Genomic DNA, 18,283 nt, shown 5'->3' with positions numbered 1-18,283 from the left:
TTATAATGAAAAAGAGCATCATTCGGATTCCTGCCCGGCGTTTTTGAGGGATTCGAGAAATTCGGCGGTAGCCCGGTCGCGGTCGCGGCTTTTTTCCTTCAGCCTTTCGATGGCAGGCAAAATCAAAATATCGATTTCCTTCTGCACGGCGTATGCCAGGTCATAGCGGTTTTGGTCCTCCAAATAACCTCCCACTTCCATCAGCGCATTATACCGGTCCAGCTCCTCCCTCGTCAAAAGCGAGCGGACTTGAACACTGCAGTGGCGCATCCTTACAAAAACCTTCCTTTCCTCAGCACCAGCGGAATGCCCCCGATGATGAACAAATAGCGCAAATCGACGAGCTTTTTCAGCTGCGCGGCTTTCCAGCCTTTGTAATGCTTGTCGCCCACGACCGCGATGCCTTCGCCTTTGCCCAAGGAAGCGACGGTGCCCTTGTTCTGGAACACGAATTTGCGCGGCTGCTGGTTGCGGATGGCCGCGACGATGTTATGCGCGCAGCATACGCCCTGCTGCATGGCGATTTGCGCCGTCGGCGGATAAGGCCGCCCTTCCGGATTAAAGACGAGGGCATTGTCACCGATAATATAGATGTTGTCATGGCCGGGGGCATGAAGATATTCGTCGACCTTCACCCGGCCGCGGGCGGTTTCGAATCCCGCTGCTTCGATCATATGGTTGCCGCGGATGCCGCCGGTCCAAACGACGGTCGCGGCTTTGATTTCTTCGCCGGTAGCCAGCAGAACGCCGTCAGGCGTGCATTCCTGGATGGCAACGCCCAGTTTGAACGTCACGCCTTTTCGCTTCAGCACGTCCATCGCGTATTCGACGAGCTCGGGGGCAAATCCGGGCAGCGCGGTCGGCGAGGCTTCCACATTATAGATGTTCACCTGCGCCGGATCGACGTCGTATTCTTTGCACAGTGCCGGAATCCGGTCCGCAAGCTCCGCCGCGAATTCGATCCCGCTGAAGCCCGCTCCGCCGATGACGAAGTTCAGGCGATGCTGCGGATGCCGTTCGTTTTTGTAAAGCGCAAACTGGTATTCGATATGCTTGCGGATCAGGCGCACCGAGTTGATGCTGCGGATCGTCATCGCATAATCGGCCAATCCCGGAATGCCGAAGGTCTCGGATTCGCCGCCCAGGGAAATGACCAAATAATCATAAGAAAGGGTTCCGTCCTCTAAAATGACCTTTTTTTCATGCGGGCGGATTTCCTGCACGGAAGACTTGACCAGGTCGATCTTAAATTCGTCGATCAGCTTCGAAATGGGAACCCGTGTATTTTCAACGCTGTCCGTGCCTGCAGCAGGCATATGCAAATGGGTCGTAATATAATGGTAATCGTGACGGTTCACGAGCGTGACGTCGGCTTCGTTATAATTCAATTCTTTCTGGAGCCGCTGTGCTGTCAGAATACCTGCGTATCCCGCGCCGAGGATTACGATCTTGGGAATGTTGCTCATCATCTTGCTCCTTCCAAATCCTTTGTTGTATGAATCAATTCCACATGGTTAAAAGCGCAATAATGAAACGATATATAGACGGTTCAACTGCTTCGATCTATATATCGTTCGGGATTAGAGCCGTTGTTAAGTTTATGAAATTGATTCTTATATCTATATTTGTGATACATTACAAAACTTATTGTGAAATTATACACTTTTATTGTCGTGATGTATCGCGATCCCGGTTATCGAATGGGATATGGATTCCGCTTGATTCTGACGGCTGCGGGAAACGTTTATCAGCGGTCAATTAGAAAAGCAGAAAAAGCAGGAAAAAAATGTCCGAAATTCGACAAAAAGATGGTAATGCACAATTGAAATGATAGCTAGTTTCAGGCAAAAGATCAAGTCTTATTTGGGCCTGAAATCCGCGTCCGAAGCCGCTTTTTCCGGACGGAAACAAGCGGCCTCCGTAAATCCTCCCATTCTCTGTTCGCCATGGCCAAGGCAGACGAATTCACTTTCCAGCGGCGGCCGGGATATATTATAATAAGAAAAGCGTCGATTGAAGCGCTTCGAAGCAGGCAGGCCGCTTGTCCAAGTTCGAGTTGCGATTGGGGTTGCTGATCTCTTTGAAGATGATTTCTTTTCGATATTCATAGATTATATCATTCGATAACAACGCGGAGGTGCAATATAAAACATGACATCACATACCGATGGTGTTGAAATATCCGACCTGCTCATTATTGGGGGAGGTCCTACGGGAATGTTCGCTTCCTTTTATTGCGGGATGCGTCAGGCTTCGGTCACGCTGATCGAAAGCATGCCGCAGCTTGGCGGGCAGCTGACGGCGCTATACCCGGAAAAATACATCTACGACGTGGCCGGATTTCCGAAGGTAACGGCACAGGAACTGGTGGACAATTTATCCAAGCAAATGGAGTTGTTCCAAACGAACGTGCGCTTGGAGGAGAAGGTCACTTCCCTCGTCAAACGGGACGAGCGTCATTTCGTCGTGACGACGGATAAAGGGGAATACCACGCCAAGGCAGTCATCATTACGGCCGGCGTCGGCGCATTCCAGCCGCGCCGGCTTGAAGTCGAAGGCGCGGAGAAATTCGAAAAAGCGAACCTCCACTATTTCGTGAACGATCTGCAGCAATTCAAAGGCAAAAAAGTGCTTCTGACCGGTGGCGGCGACTCGGCCGTTGACTGGGCCCTCATGCTGGAGCCGATTGCCGAAGAAGTGACGCTTGTGCATCGCCGCGACAAATTCCGCGCCCATGAGCACAGCGTCGAAAATTTGATGAAATCCAAGGTGCGCGTCGTGACGCCGACGGAAATCACGGCGCTGCACGGCGAAGACGCCATTACGAAGGTCACGCTGACCCACGTCAAAACCAAGGAAACGCAAGAGATCGAAGTGGATGACGTGATCGTCAATTTCGGGTTCGTGTCGACGCTCGGCCCGATCGCCGAATGGGGCATTCAGATCGAATCCAACTCGATCGTCGTCGATTCGAGAATGGAAACGAACATTCCGGGCATTTTCGCCGCCGGCGACATTACGACCTACCCGGGCAAAATTAAGCTGATCGCCGTCGGTTTCGGCGAGGCGCCGACGGCCGTCAACAATGCCAAGGTCTATATCGATCCGGACGCCAAGCTGTCCCCTGGACACAGCAGCAACATGAAGCTGTAGAAGCCTTTTTATCCAAATAGATATACAAAAAAAGGGTATCCTTACGTTTGGAACGCTTCAACTTCCAATCGGTAAGGGTACCCTCATTTTTTTGCTTCCTCGCTATAGTTCATGGCTAATGTCTGCTTAATAGAAATTTAGTCAATACTGCTCTGTAAGATGATTAATAGGGCGGGATGACTAGTGTGGACTACATTAAGCAGTAGTGACAATATGATTTCAGAGATGTTCAAAGTGGCGTTACAGTTGGAAGAACCATGGAAATTGACGCATGTTGAGTTTGACGATATGGATCAAGCTTGGCACCTGTTTATCGACTTTGCACGAGGAGCAACCTTCGCTTGTCCCTTATGCGGGATCGCTTGTAAAGCATATGACTCCGAGAAGAAGACCTGGCGACACTTGGACTTCTGGAATTGGAAAACATATATGCACGCCAGAATGCCACGAGTAAAATGCAAGGCGTGTAACAAGATAACGCAAGTATCGGTGAAGTGGGCCAGACCGCTTTCTCATTTCACTTTGCTCTTTGAAGCATGGGCGATGCGATTGATGGCGGAAATGCCCGTCAATGCGGCAGCCCGTGAGCTGAGAGAACATGACACACGGATGTGGCGCATCTTCCATCACTACGTCGATAAAGCGATGGCAGAGCTTGATATATCCAAGGTGAAACGGATTGCGATTGACGAGACGTCATCTAGGCGAGGGCACCGCTACATTACCCTGTTTGTTGATGTTGATCGCAAAACCGTGCTGTTTGCAACTGAAGGCAAAGGAATGGATACGTTGGAGCGCTTTAAGTCGTATCTGACAACAAAAGGTGCTGCCGCGCAGCAGATTGAAGAAGTATGCTGCGATATGTCACCCGCCTTTATCCGAGGCATTGAGGAATATTTTCCTGATGCCGAGATCACCTTTGACAAATTTCATGTGATGAAGCTGGTGGGCGAAGCCCTAGATGAGGTTCGAATTCAAGAGCAGAAGCAAACGCCAGAACTGAAGCGAACGAAATACATCTGGTTGAAGAACGAAGCAAACCTCAAAGCGGAGCAGAAAGAAACCTTACTGCGCCTAAAGGACAGCAACCTGCAGACTGGGCGGGCTTACCGTCTTAAGCTGGCCTTACAGGATCTCTGGACTACCCCGCATATTTTGGCGGATGTGTATTTGCGGGAATGGATTGGCTGGGCCACTCGATCAAAGCTCTCACCCATGATTAGCTTAGCCAAGACGATCAAGCAACATGAGGAAGGCATATTACGCTGGTTCCACAGCAAGATGACGAACGGTTTGCTCGAAGGTATTAATGGTCTGGTGCAAGCAGCCAAACGGCGAGCCAGAGGTTACCGCAACGTAGAAAATCTGATCGCCATGGTCTACATGACCGCGAATAAGCTCCGACTTCCAACGCTCGGAGCACGCCGAGCACAATAACCCTTACCGCCTTAACACCACGCTTCAGAGATTGAAACAGCGGTCAAGTGCTCTTCTTGAGGGCTGTTTCAATCTCTGAAATTCTCTTAGAGGCGGAAGGGTTATAAAACTAATATTTGCGCCTCTACCCACCCAGTAGAGCGAAGAGCCATTTTTTTTCATGTCGTCTCTATGTATTTCGATAATAGAATGTACACCTCCACAACGCCGTCAAATGGTACAACTGTGCTGCATGTCTAAGGAAATAACGATGGATGTGCATGGGATTCCCGTCGCTTAGTGAACGATGCCCGGAGGATCAGCTTCAAGATTCCGTTTATGAATCTCAGCCAGGAGCAGCGTGATGAAGTCCCGGTCAAGCATCAATTCAACAGCTGCATGATAAGAATCAAGGAGCATTTCATCCGTCAAGATAGCCATTCCTTTCACATCCTTTCCTTTATTTTCCTCGAATCTATCATATCAAACATTCCACATCGGAACAAGCGTTCGCAATATCCACAGGTTATTGTGGAAATCCTGTGTATAATTTGTTAGCAAGTGTCGTAATACCAATAAAAATGCAGTGGATTTTGGGGATAACACTTATACACAGGAGGATGAATTATCAACAGCCCTAAAAATATTTTTTCTGAATCTATGATCGGCGGTCTTCCGTTTCATAGGTTTTACTGGGGTCGGGTATTGACTTCGAAAATCCATATTTTCCCGCTGTAATCCAGCCCGTAATCGAAACCCAACTGGCCGATGCCGGGAAAATGGCGTTCCAAAATGGCCGTGCATTTTCGCGTCAGATGGCGCATTTCATTCCGTTTGGCCGCCGAAGAGATATGGGGCAGCGATCTGCGCAGCCCTTCACTGCAGCTCAGCAAACGCCCGCCCTTGCACAGGTTGGTAACGAACAGCCCTGGTCTGGCCAATCGGCCTACCATCGCCCTGAACTCCCAATGGTCTCCGGATTTGACATATTTCACGCGGTAATCGATCGGGCGGCCTTGGATGCGCGCCAGATGAATGCCCTGCTGGATCAAATATTTCCGCCTTACCTTGACCCGAAGCAGCGCTTGGTACATGTCGTTAAAATTGGCATACCGGCTCGTTTGCGATGATCTCGTAATGCTGTAACCCATGCCGGACCGGTTTATTTTGATCACGCCGTATCCGCCGCCCCCTACGATCGGTTTGACGACGACAAATCCATAGGATTCCAACATCGAATAAAGATTTTCCCTATTTAGTCCTCTGGTTTGCGGTATATAAGGGGCTACTTCGGGATCTGTCAGCAGCGCTTCGGTTTTCAGCCACTTGCTAGCCAGCTGTCTTCCCCCCACTTGTACCGCCTCCTTTCTCACTCTTATCTTTTAGCATACTCGCCGGAGGCGTTCCTCTCCTGTATGTTTGTACATAAACGGTGTATATGGGAGGAAAACGGGGGATTGCGGAGTAAAAACGGAAGCATGGAGCCATAATAGTTCTATTGGCGTCTATCGTTTTATCGGATATAATGGGATTTGAATGTGACAAAGGGAGGAAGCTAACGCCGTGGCTGAATTTTTCAAGATATTGTACTGGGTTGCCATGATCGGCATGTCGATTACGCTGGTTGCCGTTACCGTAGGCATTTTCGCCATTGGATTCAAGTTCATTAAAGATAAACGCAAGGGACTGGGAACCGGCTGCATCGTATTTTCCATCCTCGCGGCAGCGATGATCGTGCTGATGGTCAACCACACCTTCATTGTCCCGGCATCCTGACGCAAGACACTACCCGAAAACGAACGGACAACGCAAAAAGGGCTCGCGCCATGCTTCATACGAAGCGGTGCGGGCCCTTTTGGACGAGCGGGATTGGTTTGTGGATCAGCATTCTTCCGGCGCCGGCTTGCCAGCGTTCGTGGCCGTACGGAACGAAGCTCCGCAGCCGCAGGTAGCCGTGGCGTTCGGGTTGTGCATCGTGAAGCCGCCGCTCATGCCTGCATCCTCATAATCGATTTCAAGTCCGTTGATCAAAGGCAGGCTTTGCTTATCGATGACGACCTTCAAGTCGTTGACGTTCATGTATACATCGTTTTCCGTTTCTTCGTCGTCAAATCCCATCGCGTAGGAAAAGCCGCTGCAGCCGCCCTCCTGCACGCCCAAACGAAGGAACATATCCGGCACTTCTTGCTCGGCGAGCATTTCTTTTAGCTTATCGGAAGCGGAATCGCTGATTTGAATCATAAGTCACCCTCCTAAAAGTTTTGCGGAGCCATGCCCCTCGGATCTTTCTTTTTAGCAAAACCGGTATCGTAAGCAGACGCTTACTTAAGCTCAGTATACTCCACAAACGGTATCCTCTCAAGTGACCCCAGCCTTCATCCCAGGAAATACCGACCTTTTTTTTCCTCCCTACCGTATTGCGGAGCCTGAATGTGCGGTTTATAATAGGGTGGGTGACAGGGGAAAGGCATTTGTCGGAATTTTGTCACCAACAGGACAATGGTCTGCCATATTTTTTTGTTATTTTTTTCACAAAAAACATTTACATCCATGACGCAGGCAAGCAGATCTGCCGCCCATACTTAACCGGCCTTTGCTCCTTTCGAGCGCATTGACAAGCCGTTATTTCAAGACTTGATTGAATGAAGCCGGACACCTTCCGACGAGCGGATTTTTTTTGTGTTTTTCGACGCAAAGCCGCAACCCATTACATGAACAGGAGGAATGGATATGTCCATGATCGTAACATCGAATACCAGCAAGAGAATGCAAGAAATCGCCGAAAAAGTACGCCACGGGGAGCGCCTGAACCTCGAGGATGGCGTATTTCTTTATGAAACGGATGACCTGCTGACGCTCGGCCAATTGGCGAATGAGGTCAACCTGCGCAAAAACGGCAAAAAGGTCTATTTCATCGAAAACATGAGCCTTTATTTCACCAACGTGTGCGAAGCCAGATGCGCATTCTGCAACTTCCGCAAAGACCTCGGCGATGAAGGCGCTTATACGCTGACCGGCCAGGAAATGATCGAATACGTGGAGCAGCACATCCATCCGGGCGTCCGCGAATTCCATATCGTCGGCGGCCATAACCACCATATGCCGTTCCAATATTACGTCGACTCGCTGCAGGCGCTCACCAACCGCTTCCCGGACGTGACCCTGAAAGCCTATACCGCGGCGGAAATTGATTTTTACACGCGGATCAGCGGGCTGAGCATCGAAGAAGTGCTGAAAGAGCTGCAAAAGGCCGGACTGAAGTCGCTGACGGGCGGCGGAGCCGAAATTTTGTCCGATGAATACCGCAAAAAAATGAAGGTCGACAAAGCCAACGTCGATCGTTACCTTGAAGTGCACAGAACGGCGCACAATCTGGGCATGAAAACCCATACGACGATGCTGTACGGCGCCATCGAAACGCACGAAGACCGCATCCGCCACATGATGCAGATCCGCGAGCTTCAGGATGAAACGAACGGTTTCCTGGTGTTCATCCCGCTTTCCATGCAGCCTAGAAACAAAAACGCCGGCATCATGCGCCGCAACTCGGCCTACGAGGATTTGAAAACCATCGCCATCAGCCGCCTGATGCTCGATAACTTCGATCACATCAAAGCTTACTTCATCAACATCGGCCCGCAGCTGACGCAGGTATCGCTTTCCTTCGGCGCCTCCGACGTGCACGGCACGATCCTCAAGGAACGCATCAGCCATGCGGCGGGAGCGCTGACGCCTGAAGGCCTGACCCGGAACGAACTGGTGTGGCTGATCAAAGGCGCAGGACGGATTCCGGTGGAACGGGATACTTTCTACAATGAAATCAAAGTATATGAGTAGGGCAATTGGGGGCAAACGCGCCAATCCTTAATCCCGATGCAAAAGAAAGGAAAGACGGACTTAATGAGAAAATTTGTCATCCTTGGTGGAGGTTACGGCGGCCTGGCGATGATCGAAGGCCTGGTGAACGGCAATCTTCCGGCGGATATCGAAATCGTGCTGGTCGACCGGATGCCGTTCCAGGGCATCAAAACGGAATACTACGCGCTTGCGGCCGGAACGGCTTCGGATTTCGATCTTCGGATCCAGTTCCCGCAGCATAACCAGCTGACCAAAAGATACGGCGAAGTGACGTCGATTGATCTGGAGAAGAAGCTGGTTCATATGGATCAGGACGAACCGATCGAATACGACTATCTTGCGATTGCCCTCGGCTGCACGGACCGTTATCACGGCATTCCGGGCGCCGAGGAGTATACGAACAGCATCCAGACCTTTTCCAGCACCCGCAAAACGTATCAGCGCTTAAACGACATCAAGCCGTACGGCCAGGTTCATATCATCGGCGGAGGCTTGAGCGGCGTCGAAACGGCCGCGGAGCTTCGCGAGAGCCGTCCCGACCTGAACATCACGATTCTCGACCGGGGCAGCCGGGTGCTGTCGGCCTTCCCTTCCACGCTTTCCGCTTACGTGGAGCAGTGGTTCCGCGATCATGATGTCAATACGAGATCCCATATCTCGGTATCGCGCGTCGAGCAGGGAGCGGTGTACAACGGCGACGAGGCGATTTATACGGACGCGGCCGTCTGGACCGGAGGCATTCAGCCGGTCAAGGTCGTCCAGGATCTCGATTTGCCGAAAGACCGCGGCGGGCGGCTTCTGATCAACGAATATTCGCAGCTTCCGGATTATCCGGAGGTTTACGTGATCGGGGACTGCGCGAGCATTCCTTTTGCGCCAAGCGCGCAGGCCGCCGGCGCCCAAGCCGAGCAGGTGGCGGAAGTGATCCATGCCCTTTGGCGGGGAGATACGCCGAAAATCCATAAAATCCGCCTGAAGGGCACGCTCGGTTCGCTCGGCAGCAAAGCGGGCTTCGGATTGATGGGGAAAACCTCCGTAAAAGGAAGAGTACCCCGCATCCTGAAGAGCGGGGTACTCTGGTTGTCCAAACGCCATTTCGGCTAATCCAGCTCGAGGCTGTCCCAAGCCTCGAGCTCCTTTATTTTGGCCATGATCGCCTCGTACAGCTCGTCCGCGCTGTCGGCGTCGACGATTTCGCCGTTAACCATGGCGAACGGCATCATGGCGCATTGGCCGCAATTGCTTAAGCAGCCGTACTCTATCACATCATAGTCCGGATTTTCTTCCAGCTTTTCCATGACTTCATCGGTTCCGAAATGCATGTTGTTCGTGCAAAACTCGATAATGGGTCTCAATTGACATCACCTGCTTCATGAATGAATATCAGGATTGTGCTTAATCCTTGGAATAATGAACTTCCCTTAGTTTAGCGGGGCAAAAACAAAATATCAATGCCGTTCATGCGTTCCGAGCAGATATAGCCATTTTATTTTGGCTCGTTTTGTAATATAATAATCATTACAGGAAAGGAGTTGAAACTAATGAGCGATAACGCACAAAGCACCATGTACGATGAGGTAGCGGAAGTGCTGGATAAGCTTCGTCCGTTCCTTCAGCGCGATGGCGGTGACGTGGAACTGGTTGACGTGGAAGACGGCATCGTGAAATTGAAATTGATGGGTGCATGCGGAAGCTGCCCAAGCTCCACCATTACACTCAAAGCCGGGATTGAACGCGCCCTCGTTGAGGAAGTCGACGGAATCAACGACGTTATTCAAGTATTCTAATCCCATTTCATATCTTCAAACGCAAAGAGTCCTGCCTTCTAACCGGAAGCGCAGGACTCTTTTTTTTGCTCATGATTTGGGGCCGGCCGGTTCGATCCAAGGACGGATCGGGTCCAGCCCGCCGGAAACGTCCATGATGTTGCCTGTGATGAAATCCGAGTCCTCATGGCATAGATAACGGATGACGCGGGCGATGTCTTCCCCGCTTCCCGGCCTTCCCCGGGGCGTTTCTCCGTCCGAAAGGCCGGATACCTCCGCAATCGTTTTTTCCTTGTTGTCTCCGCGAATGTCGCCGGGACAGACCATGTTGACGGTAATGCCGAACGGTGCTTCTTCCACCGCAAGCGTCTTCGTGAACGAAACCAGGCCCGTTTTCGCGGCGGCATATACCGCCCGGTGCGGCCAGGCCCTTGCTTCCGACGCATGGCCATACCCGAAATGGATGATCCTTCCCCATTTTTTATGCCGCATGGCCGGCAATACGAGATGATCCAGCAGCATCGTGCCGACCAGGTTCCCCTGGACGAGCGACAGGATTTCTTCCTTCGCGTATTCGGCAAACAATCTCCTTTCGCGGATGAACGGTCCGGCGTTGTTGACGACGATATCCGCGCTTCCCAGCCGGGATTCCACCTGACGCACCAGCTCTTCGATCTGGGCCGCCTCCGAAATGTCCGCCTGGACGGCAATGCACCGTACTCCAAGCTCCTCGATCCGCTGTTTGAGCTCTTCCGCCTCCTGCCGGCTGTGCACGTAGTTGAGCGCGATGTCGCAACCCTGCTCGGCCAGCGTGAGCGCCGTCATTTTTCCAAGCCCTTTTGCGCTTCCGGTAATCAAGGCGATTTTATCCTTCAACATTGCTCCTCCTCCATGGGCATCGGAAACCCTTTCCAAGTTTCAATATGTATCCGGATTTTTGCGAAATCCTCATATTTATAACCGTATTTCATCGATTCGTTATGTATTCCCTGCTCTTCTAGTATAGAAGATTGGACGGCTTCCCAGCAACTTGAAGGCGGCAGCGTTCGGAATTTCTGCAAAGGTTCGCAGCCCATGGGAAGCATAAAAAATCCGCGAAGGCATGAACGCCTCCGCGGATCTTCGTGTTGCGGTATGCTCCAATGGATGGTCATCGGCTTAAGCGATTAAAATGCCGGAATGACGGCCCCTTTGTATTGGTCTTCGATGAATTTTTTGACGTCGTCGGAAGTCAGCGCCGCAGCCAGCTTTTTGATCGCGTCGGAATCTTTGTTGTCCGGGCGGGCTACGAGAATGTTCGCGTAAGGATTATCTTTGTCTTCCATGAACAGCGCTTCTTTCACGGGATCGATGCCGGAATCCAGCGCATAGTTCGTGTTGATGACCGCCAGATCGAATTGGTCCAATTGGCGTGGAAGCATGGCGGCGTCAAGTTCTTTGATTTTGATGTTTTTCGGATTTTCCACGATGTCTTTGACGGTGGCTTGAATCATGTTGTCTTGTTTCAGTTTGATCAGCCCGTTTTTCGCCAGCAGGCTCAGCGCGCGGCCGCCGTTCGTTTTGTCGTTCGGAATGCCGACGACTGCGCCGTCTTTGATTTCATCCGCGGATTTCACCTTTTTGGAATACGCGCCAAGCGGCTCCACGTGCACGGCTACGACAGGGACGAGATCCATGTTGCGGGTTTTGTTTTCGTCGTCAAGATACGGTTTATGCTGGAAGAAGTTTGCGTCAAGCTGCTTTTGGAACGTTTGAACGTTAGGCTGCACGTAATCGGAAAATTCCTTGATTTCCAGTTTTACGCCTTCTTTTTCAAGTGCAGGTTGGATATGTTTCAAAATTTCAGCATGAGGTACGGCCGTAGCTCCCACCGTCAATGTGACGGTTTTGGCTTCCGTCCCTTTGTTTTCCCCGCCTGCCGCCGGTTTCTCCTCGGCGTTTTTGTTTCCGCAAGCGGCGAGCGCCACCACGAGAATGAGGCTGAGCAATGCAAACAATCCTTTTTTCATTTTAAATCCCCCTTTAATTGATCGACTTAATAAGATTTATGATTGGAGAACTTGGCGCATGTCTTTCCTTTGTAGCGGAAACCACATGCAGGCGCCGAAGCTCTCCCGACATCCGAAGGTTCGGATGGAATTACCCTTCTATCATTTGCGCGTAAAATGCTTGACGAGCCGGTCCCCGGCCATCTGCAGCACCTGCACCAAAACGATCATAAACAGCACGGAAATGATCATGACTTCCTTCTCGTACCGGTAATAACCGTAACGGATCGCAAGGTCTCCAAGCCCGCCGCCGCCGACCATGCCGGACATGGCCGTATAGGATACCAGCGTGACGACCGTGATCGTAATGCCTGCAAGCAGGCCCGGTCTGGCTTCCGGCAGCAGCACCTTCATGATGATCTGCCAGGTGGAAGCGCCCATCGACTGCGCGGCTTCCAGCACGCCCCGGTCCACCTCGCGCAGCGAGGTCTCCACCAGTCTGGCAAAAAACGGCGCGGCCGCGATCACCAGCGGCGGAATCGTCCCGAGCACTCCATAGGATACGCCCACGATCCATGTCGTAAACGGGATCAAAGCGACGATCAGGATGATAAACGGCACGGAACGCAAAATGTTGACGATGACCGACAGCACGTTGTAGACGATCCGCACCCAGCCGGTGTTCGATCGCGACGTCTGGTACAGCAGCACGCCAAGCGGCAGGCCGAGAATAAACGTAAACACCGCGGAGGAAACGAGCATTTTCAGCGTATCCGCGCTGGCTACGCCGATTTCGTTCCAATCCAGCAGCGAAAAATCAATACCGAACATCAGTCATACACCTCCACGTCCAAACCTTCGTCCCGAACCTTCCGGATCGTTTCCTCGATCGGCCCGGACTCGCCTTCCAGCCGAACGATCAGCTGGCCGTAAGGGATGTCCTTGATCTTCGAAATCGTCCCCTGCAAAATCGCGAAATCGACGCCGGTTTCCCTTGCCGTCCGGGATAAAATCGAGTCGTATGTTTTTTCCCCCAGGAACGTCAGCTTGCATAGCTTGGACGAACCGTCATGCGGCGCCTGCAGCGCAAGCTGGGCGGATTCTCCCGCCTCGCCGAGGATAAACTCGCGGGTCACCGGATGCTGCGGCTTCAGGAACACTTCGGCCACGGCCCCCTCCTCCACGATGCCGCCTTGATGAATGACGGCGACGCGGTCGCAAATGCTTTGGATGACATGCATCTCATGCGTGATGAGGACGATGGTCAGGTTGAATTTTTGGTTGATGTCAAGCAGCAGCTTGAGTATGGAATCGGTCGTCTGCGGATCCAAAGCCGATGTGGCTTCGTCGCACAGCAGCACCTGCGGGTCGCTGGCCAGCGCGCGGGCAATGCCGACCCTTTGCTTCTGGCCGCCGGACAGCTGCGCCGGATATTTGTCGCGGTGATCCTCCAGCCCGACAAGCTGAAGGAGTTCGTTCACTTTGTTCGCGATTTTGGCTTTATCCACATGGGCGAGCCGCAGCGGAAACGCGATGTTGTCGTAGACGGTCGCCGAGCTCAGCAGATTGAAATGCTGGAAAATCATGCCGATTTCCCTGCGCTTGGTCTGCAGCTGCTGCTTGCCGAGTTTGGTCAAATCCACGCCATCGACCCATACCTCGCCGGACGTCGGCCGCTCCAACAGGTTCATGCAGCGGATCAGCGTGCTTTTGCCGGCGCCGGAATGTCCGATGACCCCGAAGATCTCTCCTTTTTTAATGGAAAGGTTAAGGCCGGATAGAGCTTCCGTCGTCTTCGTGCCTTTGCCGTATCTTTTGGTTACTTGTTTCAATTCAATCAATCCGAAGCTCTCCTTCCTTGCTTTCTTAAAGCTTAAGCCTTGCGTCCTATCTATCAATGAAATGCCGCTCTTCGACATAAGTAGACAAAATAAAAAGCCCTCTTGACGGAATCAAAAAGGGCTCTTCTATTCGAAGTCGCTTCCTCTTCTCATCTGCCAATCTGCAGCGCATGCCTGCAGTTGTAGGAATTAGCACCATGTCATTCGGGACTTTGGCCTCGCGGGGCCGCTTCTCGAATCGGTTGCCGGGCTTCATCGGGCCTGTCCCTCCGCCTCTCTCGATAAGAAAAAATGTATGCAAACAATATTATTTTTTCACGTGATTCAGTATAATCACTTTTCCGCTTCTTGTCAAAAGGAAATTTGTTGGATTTTAGGACCACAGTCTCCCTGCATACCGGTATACCGCGATCAACGATTTGCAGACCATGTCAAGCCCCTGCCGCAGATCCTCCAAATGCTGATCCAGGTCCTCCAGCTCCACTTTGGCATGCAGGCCCTGATGCCGCTGCCACAGGTCGTCCTGCATCTCCGCGTTCATGTAATGAATCTCCGCGTTCCTCCGTTTGCGCAGCACGTTCAGCGCGTCGCGGTATTCGTTTTTGACGGAATTCAGTTCGCCCTCCAGTTCAGGACTGCGCTCCAGTTCCCGGAGCCTGCGGAGGACGGTGAAATACGAGTAATGCTCCTTCACTTTGGCCGTATTCAAGTCAAAAAGTTCATTCAGCACCGTGCCGAGCTTATCCAAAACCGAAAAGACGCGGATAAAGCCGTTTTTATAAAAATAGGCGTATCTTGCATATTCGGTCTGCTCTTGAACGTTCATGTCGTCGACGTATCCGGCCTTGACCGATTTGCGGAAAAAGGCGGCGGCAAACAAGCTTTGTTCCAGCTCGTCCAATGAGGAAACCAGCCCCCGCGTCCATATGTCCAGCTTCCGGAAATCATGGCTCGGGTCGTCGTTTTTGTCCATTTCCTTTTGAAGCAGCCCGATGGTGCGGTGCATCGCATCCATGGCTTCCCCAATCCGTCCCTTGTTCTGGCGCGGCATTTCTCCAAGCAGTGTTCGCAGCATGGGCTTCTCTCCCGGCGTATAGTTTCGGATAACGTCCATTCTTGATAAGACCAAACAAAGCCCTCGAAGACGAAACTCGCGGACTTTGCTGTAGGCAAATGTTTATGATGCCTTGCACTTACACATTTGATGCAGGCTTCAGTTGTTCGACGGGCTCTTTGCCGAGCTGCCATACCCGTACGCTCAAATAACACAGGACGCCGAACAACGAGGAAATGAGCAGGTTATGAAGCAGCGCCGCAAAAATGTAAACCTCGGGGTTGCCCAGCGTGTACACGATGCCCGCGCCGCTGAACACCTGCAGAAGGCACAATACGGCGGCGGCGCCTCCGAGCGTTCGAATCTCCCTGCTGTTCCGGTGCAGCTTAAACGCGCAAACAGCCATGACCACGACGGCGATCAACAGCAGCAATGCCGCTAACCGGTGAACAAACGCGATGGCCACGCTTCCCGTGAGCGTCGGAATGAATTGCCCGTTGCACAGCGGCCAGCCGGAACAACCCCCGGCCGAGCTTGTATGGCTGACGTAAGCCCCGACGTAGACCACTAGGTACGAATAGATCGTAATCGACCATACAAAAGTACGGAAGCCGGGCGAAACGGCCGGTTGATCCTCGGGAGAATCCGTTTGCTTTTCCCGGTCCATTTTTCGGGCCCCGAGGGCAAGCATAAGCGAACTGGCGAAAGCAATGAGCGAAAATCCAAAATGAAGCGCTAACACGGCGGACGATTGGTCATAAATGACGGCGAGCGCCCCCATCAATGCTTGCACGATCACAAAAATAAGCGTCAGCACGGAATAGACGCGCAGATCTTTGCGGTTTTTGGCGTAAAGCCAAAAGGCCGCCACGACGGCCACCGCTGTAAGCCCTGCCAGGCCGCTGACCAGGCGGTGCGAATATTCGATCAGCGAAGCGATCGTGTGCGCGGGAATGAATTGCCCGTGGCATAAAGGCCATTCGTGGCCGCATCCAAGCCCGGAATCGGTTTTGGTGACGACCGTCCCTCCGAACGTTGCGAAAAACATGACGATAAAAGTCAGGTAGCTCAGCCATTTCAATTGTTTTGTATTCAAAATATCTCACCCGCAAGAATCAAAGTAAAAACGCCTCATTTCCCTGAAGCGCCCGTATATTACCAATCCTATTTATTATACCTGATATACCATCGCGAAATATAGCCATTTTGTGACAAAAAGACAAAGCCGCCCTTAAGGCTTACGGATTCGGCAGAAAAACCCGCACCGCTTTTGCGTGAAGGCAAAAGCGGTGCCGTAAAGGTTGTTACTTATGAATCGCTTGATATACCTCGACGGCCCGCTGCAGGAAGGTTTCGATTTCCTCCCGCGACTTGCGCAGCTTGTTGACGAGGCGGACGAGCTCGCGTCCATCCGTAAACGCCACGAAGCTCGGAATCCCAAGAATGTTCAGCTCCTGGCTGACATCGTCCACTTTATCGACGTCCACCTCGACCAAAGTCAATTCATTTTTGAATTTCTCTTCCACATCGGGCATAAACGGATCCATGAATTTGCAGTCCCCGCACCAATCGGCTTTGAACACGGCCACCGTCAAACGGGGTGACTGGGTCGCGACTTGAAATTCGGCTTTGGACGTAATTTTTTGCATCTATAATCAGTCCTTTCTGAACAATCGATTCGTTTTTTCTTCCGGATTTTGCAAAATCCTACCCTTAGTGAATCAAAATATGGAGTGGAAGTCAAATTTTTGAGACATACTGGGAATAAGGGATTTTATGAAGAAAGGAGGAGGCAACCCGTGTCGGAAAAGGTGGACGGACAAACGTTCAAAGGGTTCATGCGGCTGGCCAAAACGCTGCCTCAAACGGCGGCCGAAGCGGTCAAAGGCAAATATGTTTGCTGGAAAGCGTCGCAGGAGCTGATTAAGGTCCGCAGGCCGCTGGGCTGGAGGGAATCGGCCGCCCACAGCATCCGCGATCAGCTCAAGCGGCAGCTTGCCGACCGGAATCGGATGCATAGCGGCGATTTCGGCAAGGAAGAAGCGCCGGCCCCGTTGTCGGCGGAGGATCTTGAAACCGTCCAATCGATCCGTGAAGCTGCCCTGGAGGCCTCGCGCAGCAACGTAACCCGGACGAGGGCGTACTACGAGTGCTACCGCGAGTACCCGGAGCTGCATTGGTCCTTTTTGGCCCATATGGTATCCCGCAATGCAGGCTGGAACATGACCGACCTGAAGGGCGGACTGTTTTCCGACGTGATTCCGGCGGAGCTTCAGGAAGATATTTATCAAATGCTGGAGCGCAGCAACGCGCTCATTTTTCTGGATGCCTATCCCCAGCTGATGCTCTACGCCCGCAGCCGGAAGCTCGGAAGAAGCCTGTTCTACCTGCTGCCCGAGTTTCGCGTTTCGGCTTTCATGCGCCCGTTCTGGGAACGCTTTTGGATCGAGCGGGACAGCGCGCTGCTCGCCGTCGGCCTGATCATCAACGAGCAAAACTACATCGAAGGCCGGGTCGTCCAAAACCGTTATTTTCAGCAGCGGGTTTTGCGGCATCCTTTTTTTGCGATGAACAGCGCCTTCCAGATGAATCAGGTCCTTTTTCCGATGCTCGTTGCGCCCCCGGCCGAAGCCGAATCGCCGGAGGAGGCGCCCCTCCCCCCTTCCGGCGAAGGCGAAGGCAGCGCCGACGGGGAGCAGGGCTGCCGCGGCATGGTCGGGCTGATTTTGGAGCATTTTGCCGACCTGGACGAACGGATCGAATTCGGCAAGGCGCTGTATGCCATGCTGTTCGGTTACCAAGACGTGCTCGCGGGCGTCGAGGCGTTTGCCGCCAACGTGGTCCACAGGGGCTCCCGCCAGGAATATTGGCCGAAGCTGTTTACGGACGACAAAAAAACAGCCCTGAACTCTCCCCAGGAGAGCGCAGAGCTGCTGAAACGGGAATGGCTGCCGCCGGACAAGCGGTTGTACAGCCCTTCGCTTGCCGAGGTATGGCATGATATGCCGTACGAGCCGATTACCCGTTACGACTGGTTCAAATCCAATGAAGCGCTCGATCATCTCACGCGGCCGAAACGGCCGGTGCTGATCGAAATGTCGCATGCGCACCGGTTTGCCGTACAAAAGGCGGCGCTAACGCATGATACGGAACGCGCGGTTTCCGCCGATGCCGCTCCGGGGCGGCCGGACGCGACGCAATGACCGT

20 protein-coding genes and 1 riboswitch are annotated in these 18,283 nt (G+C 52.5%); of the genes, 7 read left to right on the top strand and 13 right to left on the bottom strand.

Translation table 11 applies throughout. The features are described from left to right. Positions 1–18: 18 nt before the first annotated feature. Together MKY58_RS05430 and MKY58_RS05425 are read right to left on the bottom strand one after the other, a co-directional pair. Positions 19–270 (bottom strand): hypothetical protein, encoded by a 252-nt coding sequence (locus MKY58_RS05430; protein WP_036710873.1) that lies wholly within the window; start codon positions 268–270, stop codon positions 19–21. 2 nt (positions 271–272) lie between these two features. Next, on the bottom strand, positions 273–1,466 hold the full coding sequence (locus MKY58_RS05425; RefSeq protein WP_339323764.1) for an NAD(P)/FAD-dependent oxidoreductase: 1,194 nt from the start codon (positions 1,464–1,466) through the stop codon (positions 273–275). A gap of 685 nt (positions 1,467–2,151) precedes the next feature. Here MKY58_RS05425 and MKY58_RS05420 point away from each other — a divergent pair. Next, positions 2,152–3,153, top strand: coding sequence for an NAD(P)/FAD-dependent oxidoreductase (locus MKY58_RS05420; protein ID WP_036710874.1), 1,002 nt, complete (start codon positions 2,152–2,154; stop codon positions 3,151–3,153). A gap of 213 nt (positions 3,154–3,366) precedes the next feature. Continuing rightward, a complete protein-coding gene (locus MKY58_RS05415; protein ID WP_036715897.1) occupies positions 3,367–4,590 on the top strand; it encodes an ISL3 family transposase in 1,224 nt (407 codons plus the stop codon). 276 nt (positions 4,591–4,866) lie between these two features. Here the strand turns inward: MKY58_RS05415 and MKY58_RS05410 are convergent, their stop codons facing one another. Beyond that, entirely contained in the window at positions 4,867–5,010 is a 144-nt protein-coding gene (locus MKY58_RS05410; RefSeq protein WP_156124595.1) for a sporulation histidine kinase inhibitor Sda, read from the bottom strand. A 248-nt stretch (positions 5,011–5,258) separates the two neighbouring features. Then, positions 5,259–5,921, bottom strand: a complete 663-nt coding sequence (locus MKY58_RS05405; protein ID WP_339323763.1) for a YheC/YheD family protein — start codon at positions 5,919–5,921, stop codon at positions 5,259–5,261. 211 nt (positions 5,922–6,132) lie between these two features. Between MKY58_RS05405 and MKY58_RS05400 the strand changes: the two genes are divergently transcribed. Further along, the gene (locus tag MKY58_RS05400) at positions 6,133–6,345 is read left to right on the top strand and encodes a hypothetical protein (RefSeq protein ID WP_036710879.1); all 213 of its coding nucleotides are present in this window, start codon (positions 6,133–6,135) and stop codon (positions 6,343–6,345) included. Positions 6,346–6,450: 105 nt separating this feature from the next. Here MKY58_RS05400 and MKY58_RS05395 read toward each other — a convergent pair whose 3' ends face one another. Then, on the bottom strand, positions 6,451–6,810 hold the full coding sequence (locus MKY58_RS05395) for an iron-sulfur cluster assembly accessory protein (protein WP_212948203.1): 360 nt from the start codon (positions 6,808–6,810) through the stop codon (positions 6,451–6,453). Positions 6,811–7,299: 489 nt separating this feature from the next. On the opposite strand from MKY58_RS05395, the gene mqnE reads away from it, so the two are divergent. Further along, positions 7,300–8,406: an aminofutalosine synthase MqnE gene (gene mqnE / locus MKY58_RS05390; protein WP_339323762.1), complete on the top strand. Its 1,107-nt coding sequence runs from the start codon at positions 7,300–7,302 to the stop codon at positions 8,404–8,406. A gap of 63 nt (positions 8,407–8,469) precedes the next feature. Continuing rightward, the gene (locus MKY58_RS05385) at positions 8,470–9,531 is read left to right on the top strand and encodes an FAD-dependent oxidoreductase (RefSeq protein WP_212948206.1); all 1,062 of its coding nucleotides are present in this window, start codon (positions 8,470–8,472) and stop codon (positions 9,529–9,531) included. Here the strand turns inward: MKY58_RS05385 and MKY58_RS05380 are convergent. After that, positions 9,528–9,782 (bottom strand): YuzB family protein, encoded by a 255-nt coding sequence (locus MKY58_RS05380; protein WP_036710884.1) that lies wholly within the window; start codon positions 9,780–9,782, stop codon positions 9,528–9,530. The two genes, MKY58_RS05385 and MKY58_RS05380, sit on opposite strands and share 4 nt — an antisense overlap. 186 nt (positions 9,783–9,968) lie before the next feature. Between MKY58_RS05380 and MKY58_RS05375 the strand changes: the two genes are divergently transcribed. Further along, a complete protein-coding gene (locus tag MKY58_RS05375; protein ID WP_339323761.1) occupies positions 9,969–10,214 on the top strand; it encodes a NifU family protein in 246 nt (81 codons plus the stop codon). 69 nt (positions 10,215–10,283) lie between these two features. Here MKY58_RS05375 and MKY58_RS05370 read toward each other — a convergent pair whose 3' ends face one another. From MKY58_RS05370 to MKY58_RS05340, 7 genes are all read right to left on the bottom strand, one after another. Further along, positions 10,284–11,069, bottom strand: a complete 786-nt coding sequence (locus MKY58_RS05370; RefSeq protein WP_036710982.1) for an SDR family oxidoreductase — start codon at positions 11,067–11,069, stop codon at positions 10,284–10,286. A gap of 290 nt (positions 11,070–11,359) precedes the next feature. Further along, entirely contained in the window at positions 11,360–12,202 is an 843-nt protein-coding gene (locus MKY58_RS05365) for a MetQ/NlpA family ABC transporter substrate-binding protein (RefSeq protein ID WP_339323760.1), read from the bottom strand. Between the two features lie 141 nt (positions 12,203–12,343). After that, the gene (locus MKY58_RS05360) at positions 12,344–13,012 is read right to left on the bottom strand and encodes a methionine ABC transporter permease (protein WP_339323759.1); all 669 of its coding nucleotides are present in this window, start codon (positions 13,010–13,012) and stop codon (positions 12,344–12,346) included. Further along, positions 13,012–14,022, bottom strand: a complete 1,011-nt coding sequence (locus MKY58_RS05355; RefSeq protein WP_036710896.1) for a methionine ABC transporter ATP-binding protein — start codon at positions 14,020–14,022, stop codon at positions 13,012–13,014. The genes MKY58_RS05360 and MKY58_RS05355 overlap by 1 nt, the downstream gene beginning before the upstream one ends. A 146-nt stretch (positions 14,023–14,168) precedes the next feature. Then, a riboswitch (SAM riboswitch) is annotated at positions 14,169–14,310 on the bottom strand. Positions 14,311–14,395: 85 nt separating this feature from the next. Continuing rightward, positions 14,396–15,097, bottom strand: coding sequence for a Cthe_2314 family HEPN domain-containing protein (locus MKY58_RS05350; RefSeq protein ID WP_212948208.1), 702 nt, complete (start codon positions 15,095–15,097; stop codon positions 14,396–14,398). Positions 15,098–15,215: 118 nt separating this feature from the next. Next, positions 15,216–16,172, bottom strand: coding sequence for a heme A synthase (locus MKY58_RS05345; protein ID WP_036710902.1), 957 nt, complete (start codon positions 16,170–16,172; stop codon positions 15,216–15,218). A 208-nt stretch (positions 16,173–16,380) separates the two neighbouring features. Beyond that, positions 16,381–16,725, bottom strand: coding sequence for a thioredoxin family protein (locus MKY58_RS05340; RefSeq protein WP_036710904.1), 345 nt, complete (start codon positions 16,723–16,725; stop codon positions 16,381–16,383). Between the two features lie 150 nt (positions 16,726–16,875). Here MKY58_RS05340 and MKY58_RS05335 point away from each other — a divergent pair, with 150 nt between their 5' ends. Then, positions 16,876–18,279 carry a DUF2515 family protein gene (locus tag MKY58_RS05335; protein ID WP_339323758.1) on the top strand — a complete coding sequence of 468 codons (1,404 nt, stop codon included), beginning with the start codon at positions 16,876–16,878 and terminating at the stop codon, positions 18,277–18,279. Positions 18,280–18,283 lie beyond the last annotated feature (4 nt).

Origin of the sequence: Paenibacillus sp. FSL W8-0194 (assembly GCF_037969745.1) — a bacterium.
GTDB classification, from domain to species: Bacteria; Bacillota; Bacilli; order Paenibacillales; family Paenibacillaceae; genus Paenibacillus_AQ; species Paenibacillus_AQ cookii.
This window is presented reverse-complemented; position numbering and strand designations above follow the sequence as displayed.

Excerpts from the sequence above, each read along its gene's own strand:
- MKY58_RS05430 (WP_036710873.1), bottom strand. The coding sequence starts at position 270 with ATGCGCCACTGCAGTGTTCAAGTCCGCTCGCTTTTGACGAGGGAGGAG.
- MKY58_RS05425 (WP_339323764.1), bottom strand. The coding sequence starts at position 1,466 with ATGAGCAACATTCCCAAGATCGTAATCCTCGGCGCGGGATACGCAGGT.
- MKY58_RS05420 (WP_036710874.1), top strand. The coding sequence starts at position 2,152 with ATGACATCACATACCGATGGTGTTGAAATATCCGACCTGCTCATTATT.
- MKY58_RS05415 (WP_036715897.1), top strand. The coding sequence starts at position 3,367 with ATGATTTCAGAGATGTTCAAAGTGGCGTTACAGTTGGAAGAACCATGG.
- MKY58_RS05410 (WP_156124595.1), bottom strand. The coding sequence starts at position 5,010 with ATGGCTATCTTGACGGATGAAATGCTCCTTGATTCTTATCATGCAGCT.
- MKY58_RS05395 (WP_212948203.1), bottom strand. The coding sequence starts at position 6,810 with ATGATTCAAATCAGCGATTCCGCTTCCGATAAGCTAAAAGAAATGCTC.
- mqnE (WP_339323762.1), top strand. The coding sequence starts at position 7,300 with ATGTCCATGATCGTAACATCGAATACCAGCAAGAGAATGCAAGAAATC.
- MKY58_RS05385 (WP_212948206.1), top strand. The coding sequence starts at position 8,470 with ATGAGAAAATTTGTCATCCTTGGTGGAGGTTACGGCGGCCTGGCGATG.
- MKY58_RS05375 (WP_339323761.1), top strand. The coding sequence starts at position 9,969 with ATGAGCGATAACGCACAAAGCACCATGTACGATGAGGTAGCGGAAGTG.
- MKY58_RS05365 (WP_339323760.1), bottom strand. The coding sequence starts at position 12,202 with ATGAAAAAAGGATTGTTTGCATTGCTCAGCCTCATTCTCGTGGTGGCG.
- MKY58_RS05360 (WP_339323759.1), bottom strand. The coding sequence starts at position 13,012 with ATGTTCGGTATTGATTTTTCGCTGCTGGATTGGAACGAAATCGGCGTA.
- MKY58_RS05350 (WP_212948208.1), bottom strand. The coding sequence starts at position 15,097 with ATGCTGCGAACACTGCTTGGAGAAATGCCGCGCCAGAACAAGGGACGG.
- MKY58_RS05340 (WP_036710904.1), bottom strand. The coding sequence starts at position 16,725 with ATGCAAAAAATTACGTCCAAAGCCGAATTTCAAGTCGCGACCCAGTCA.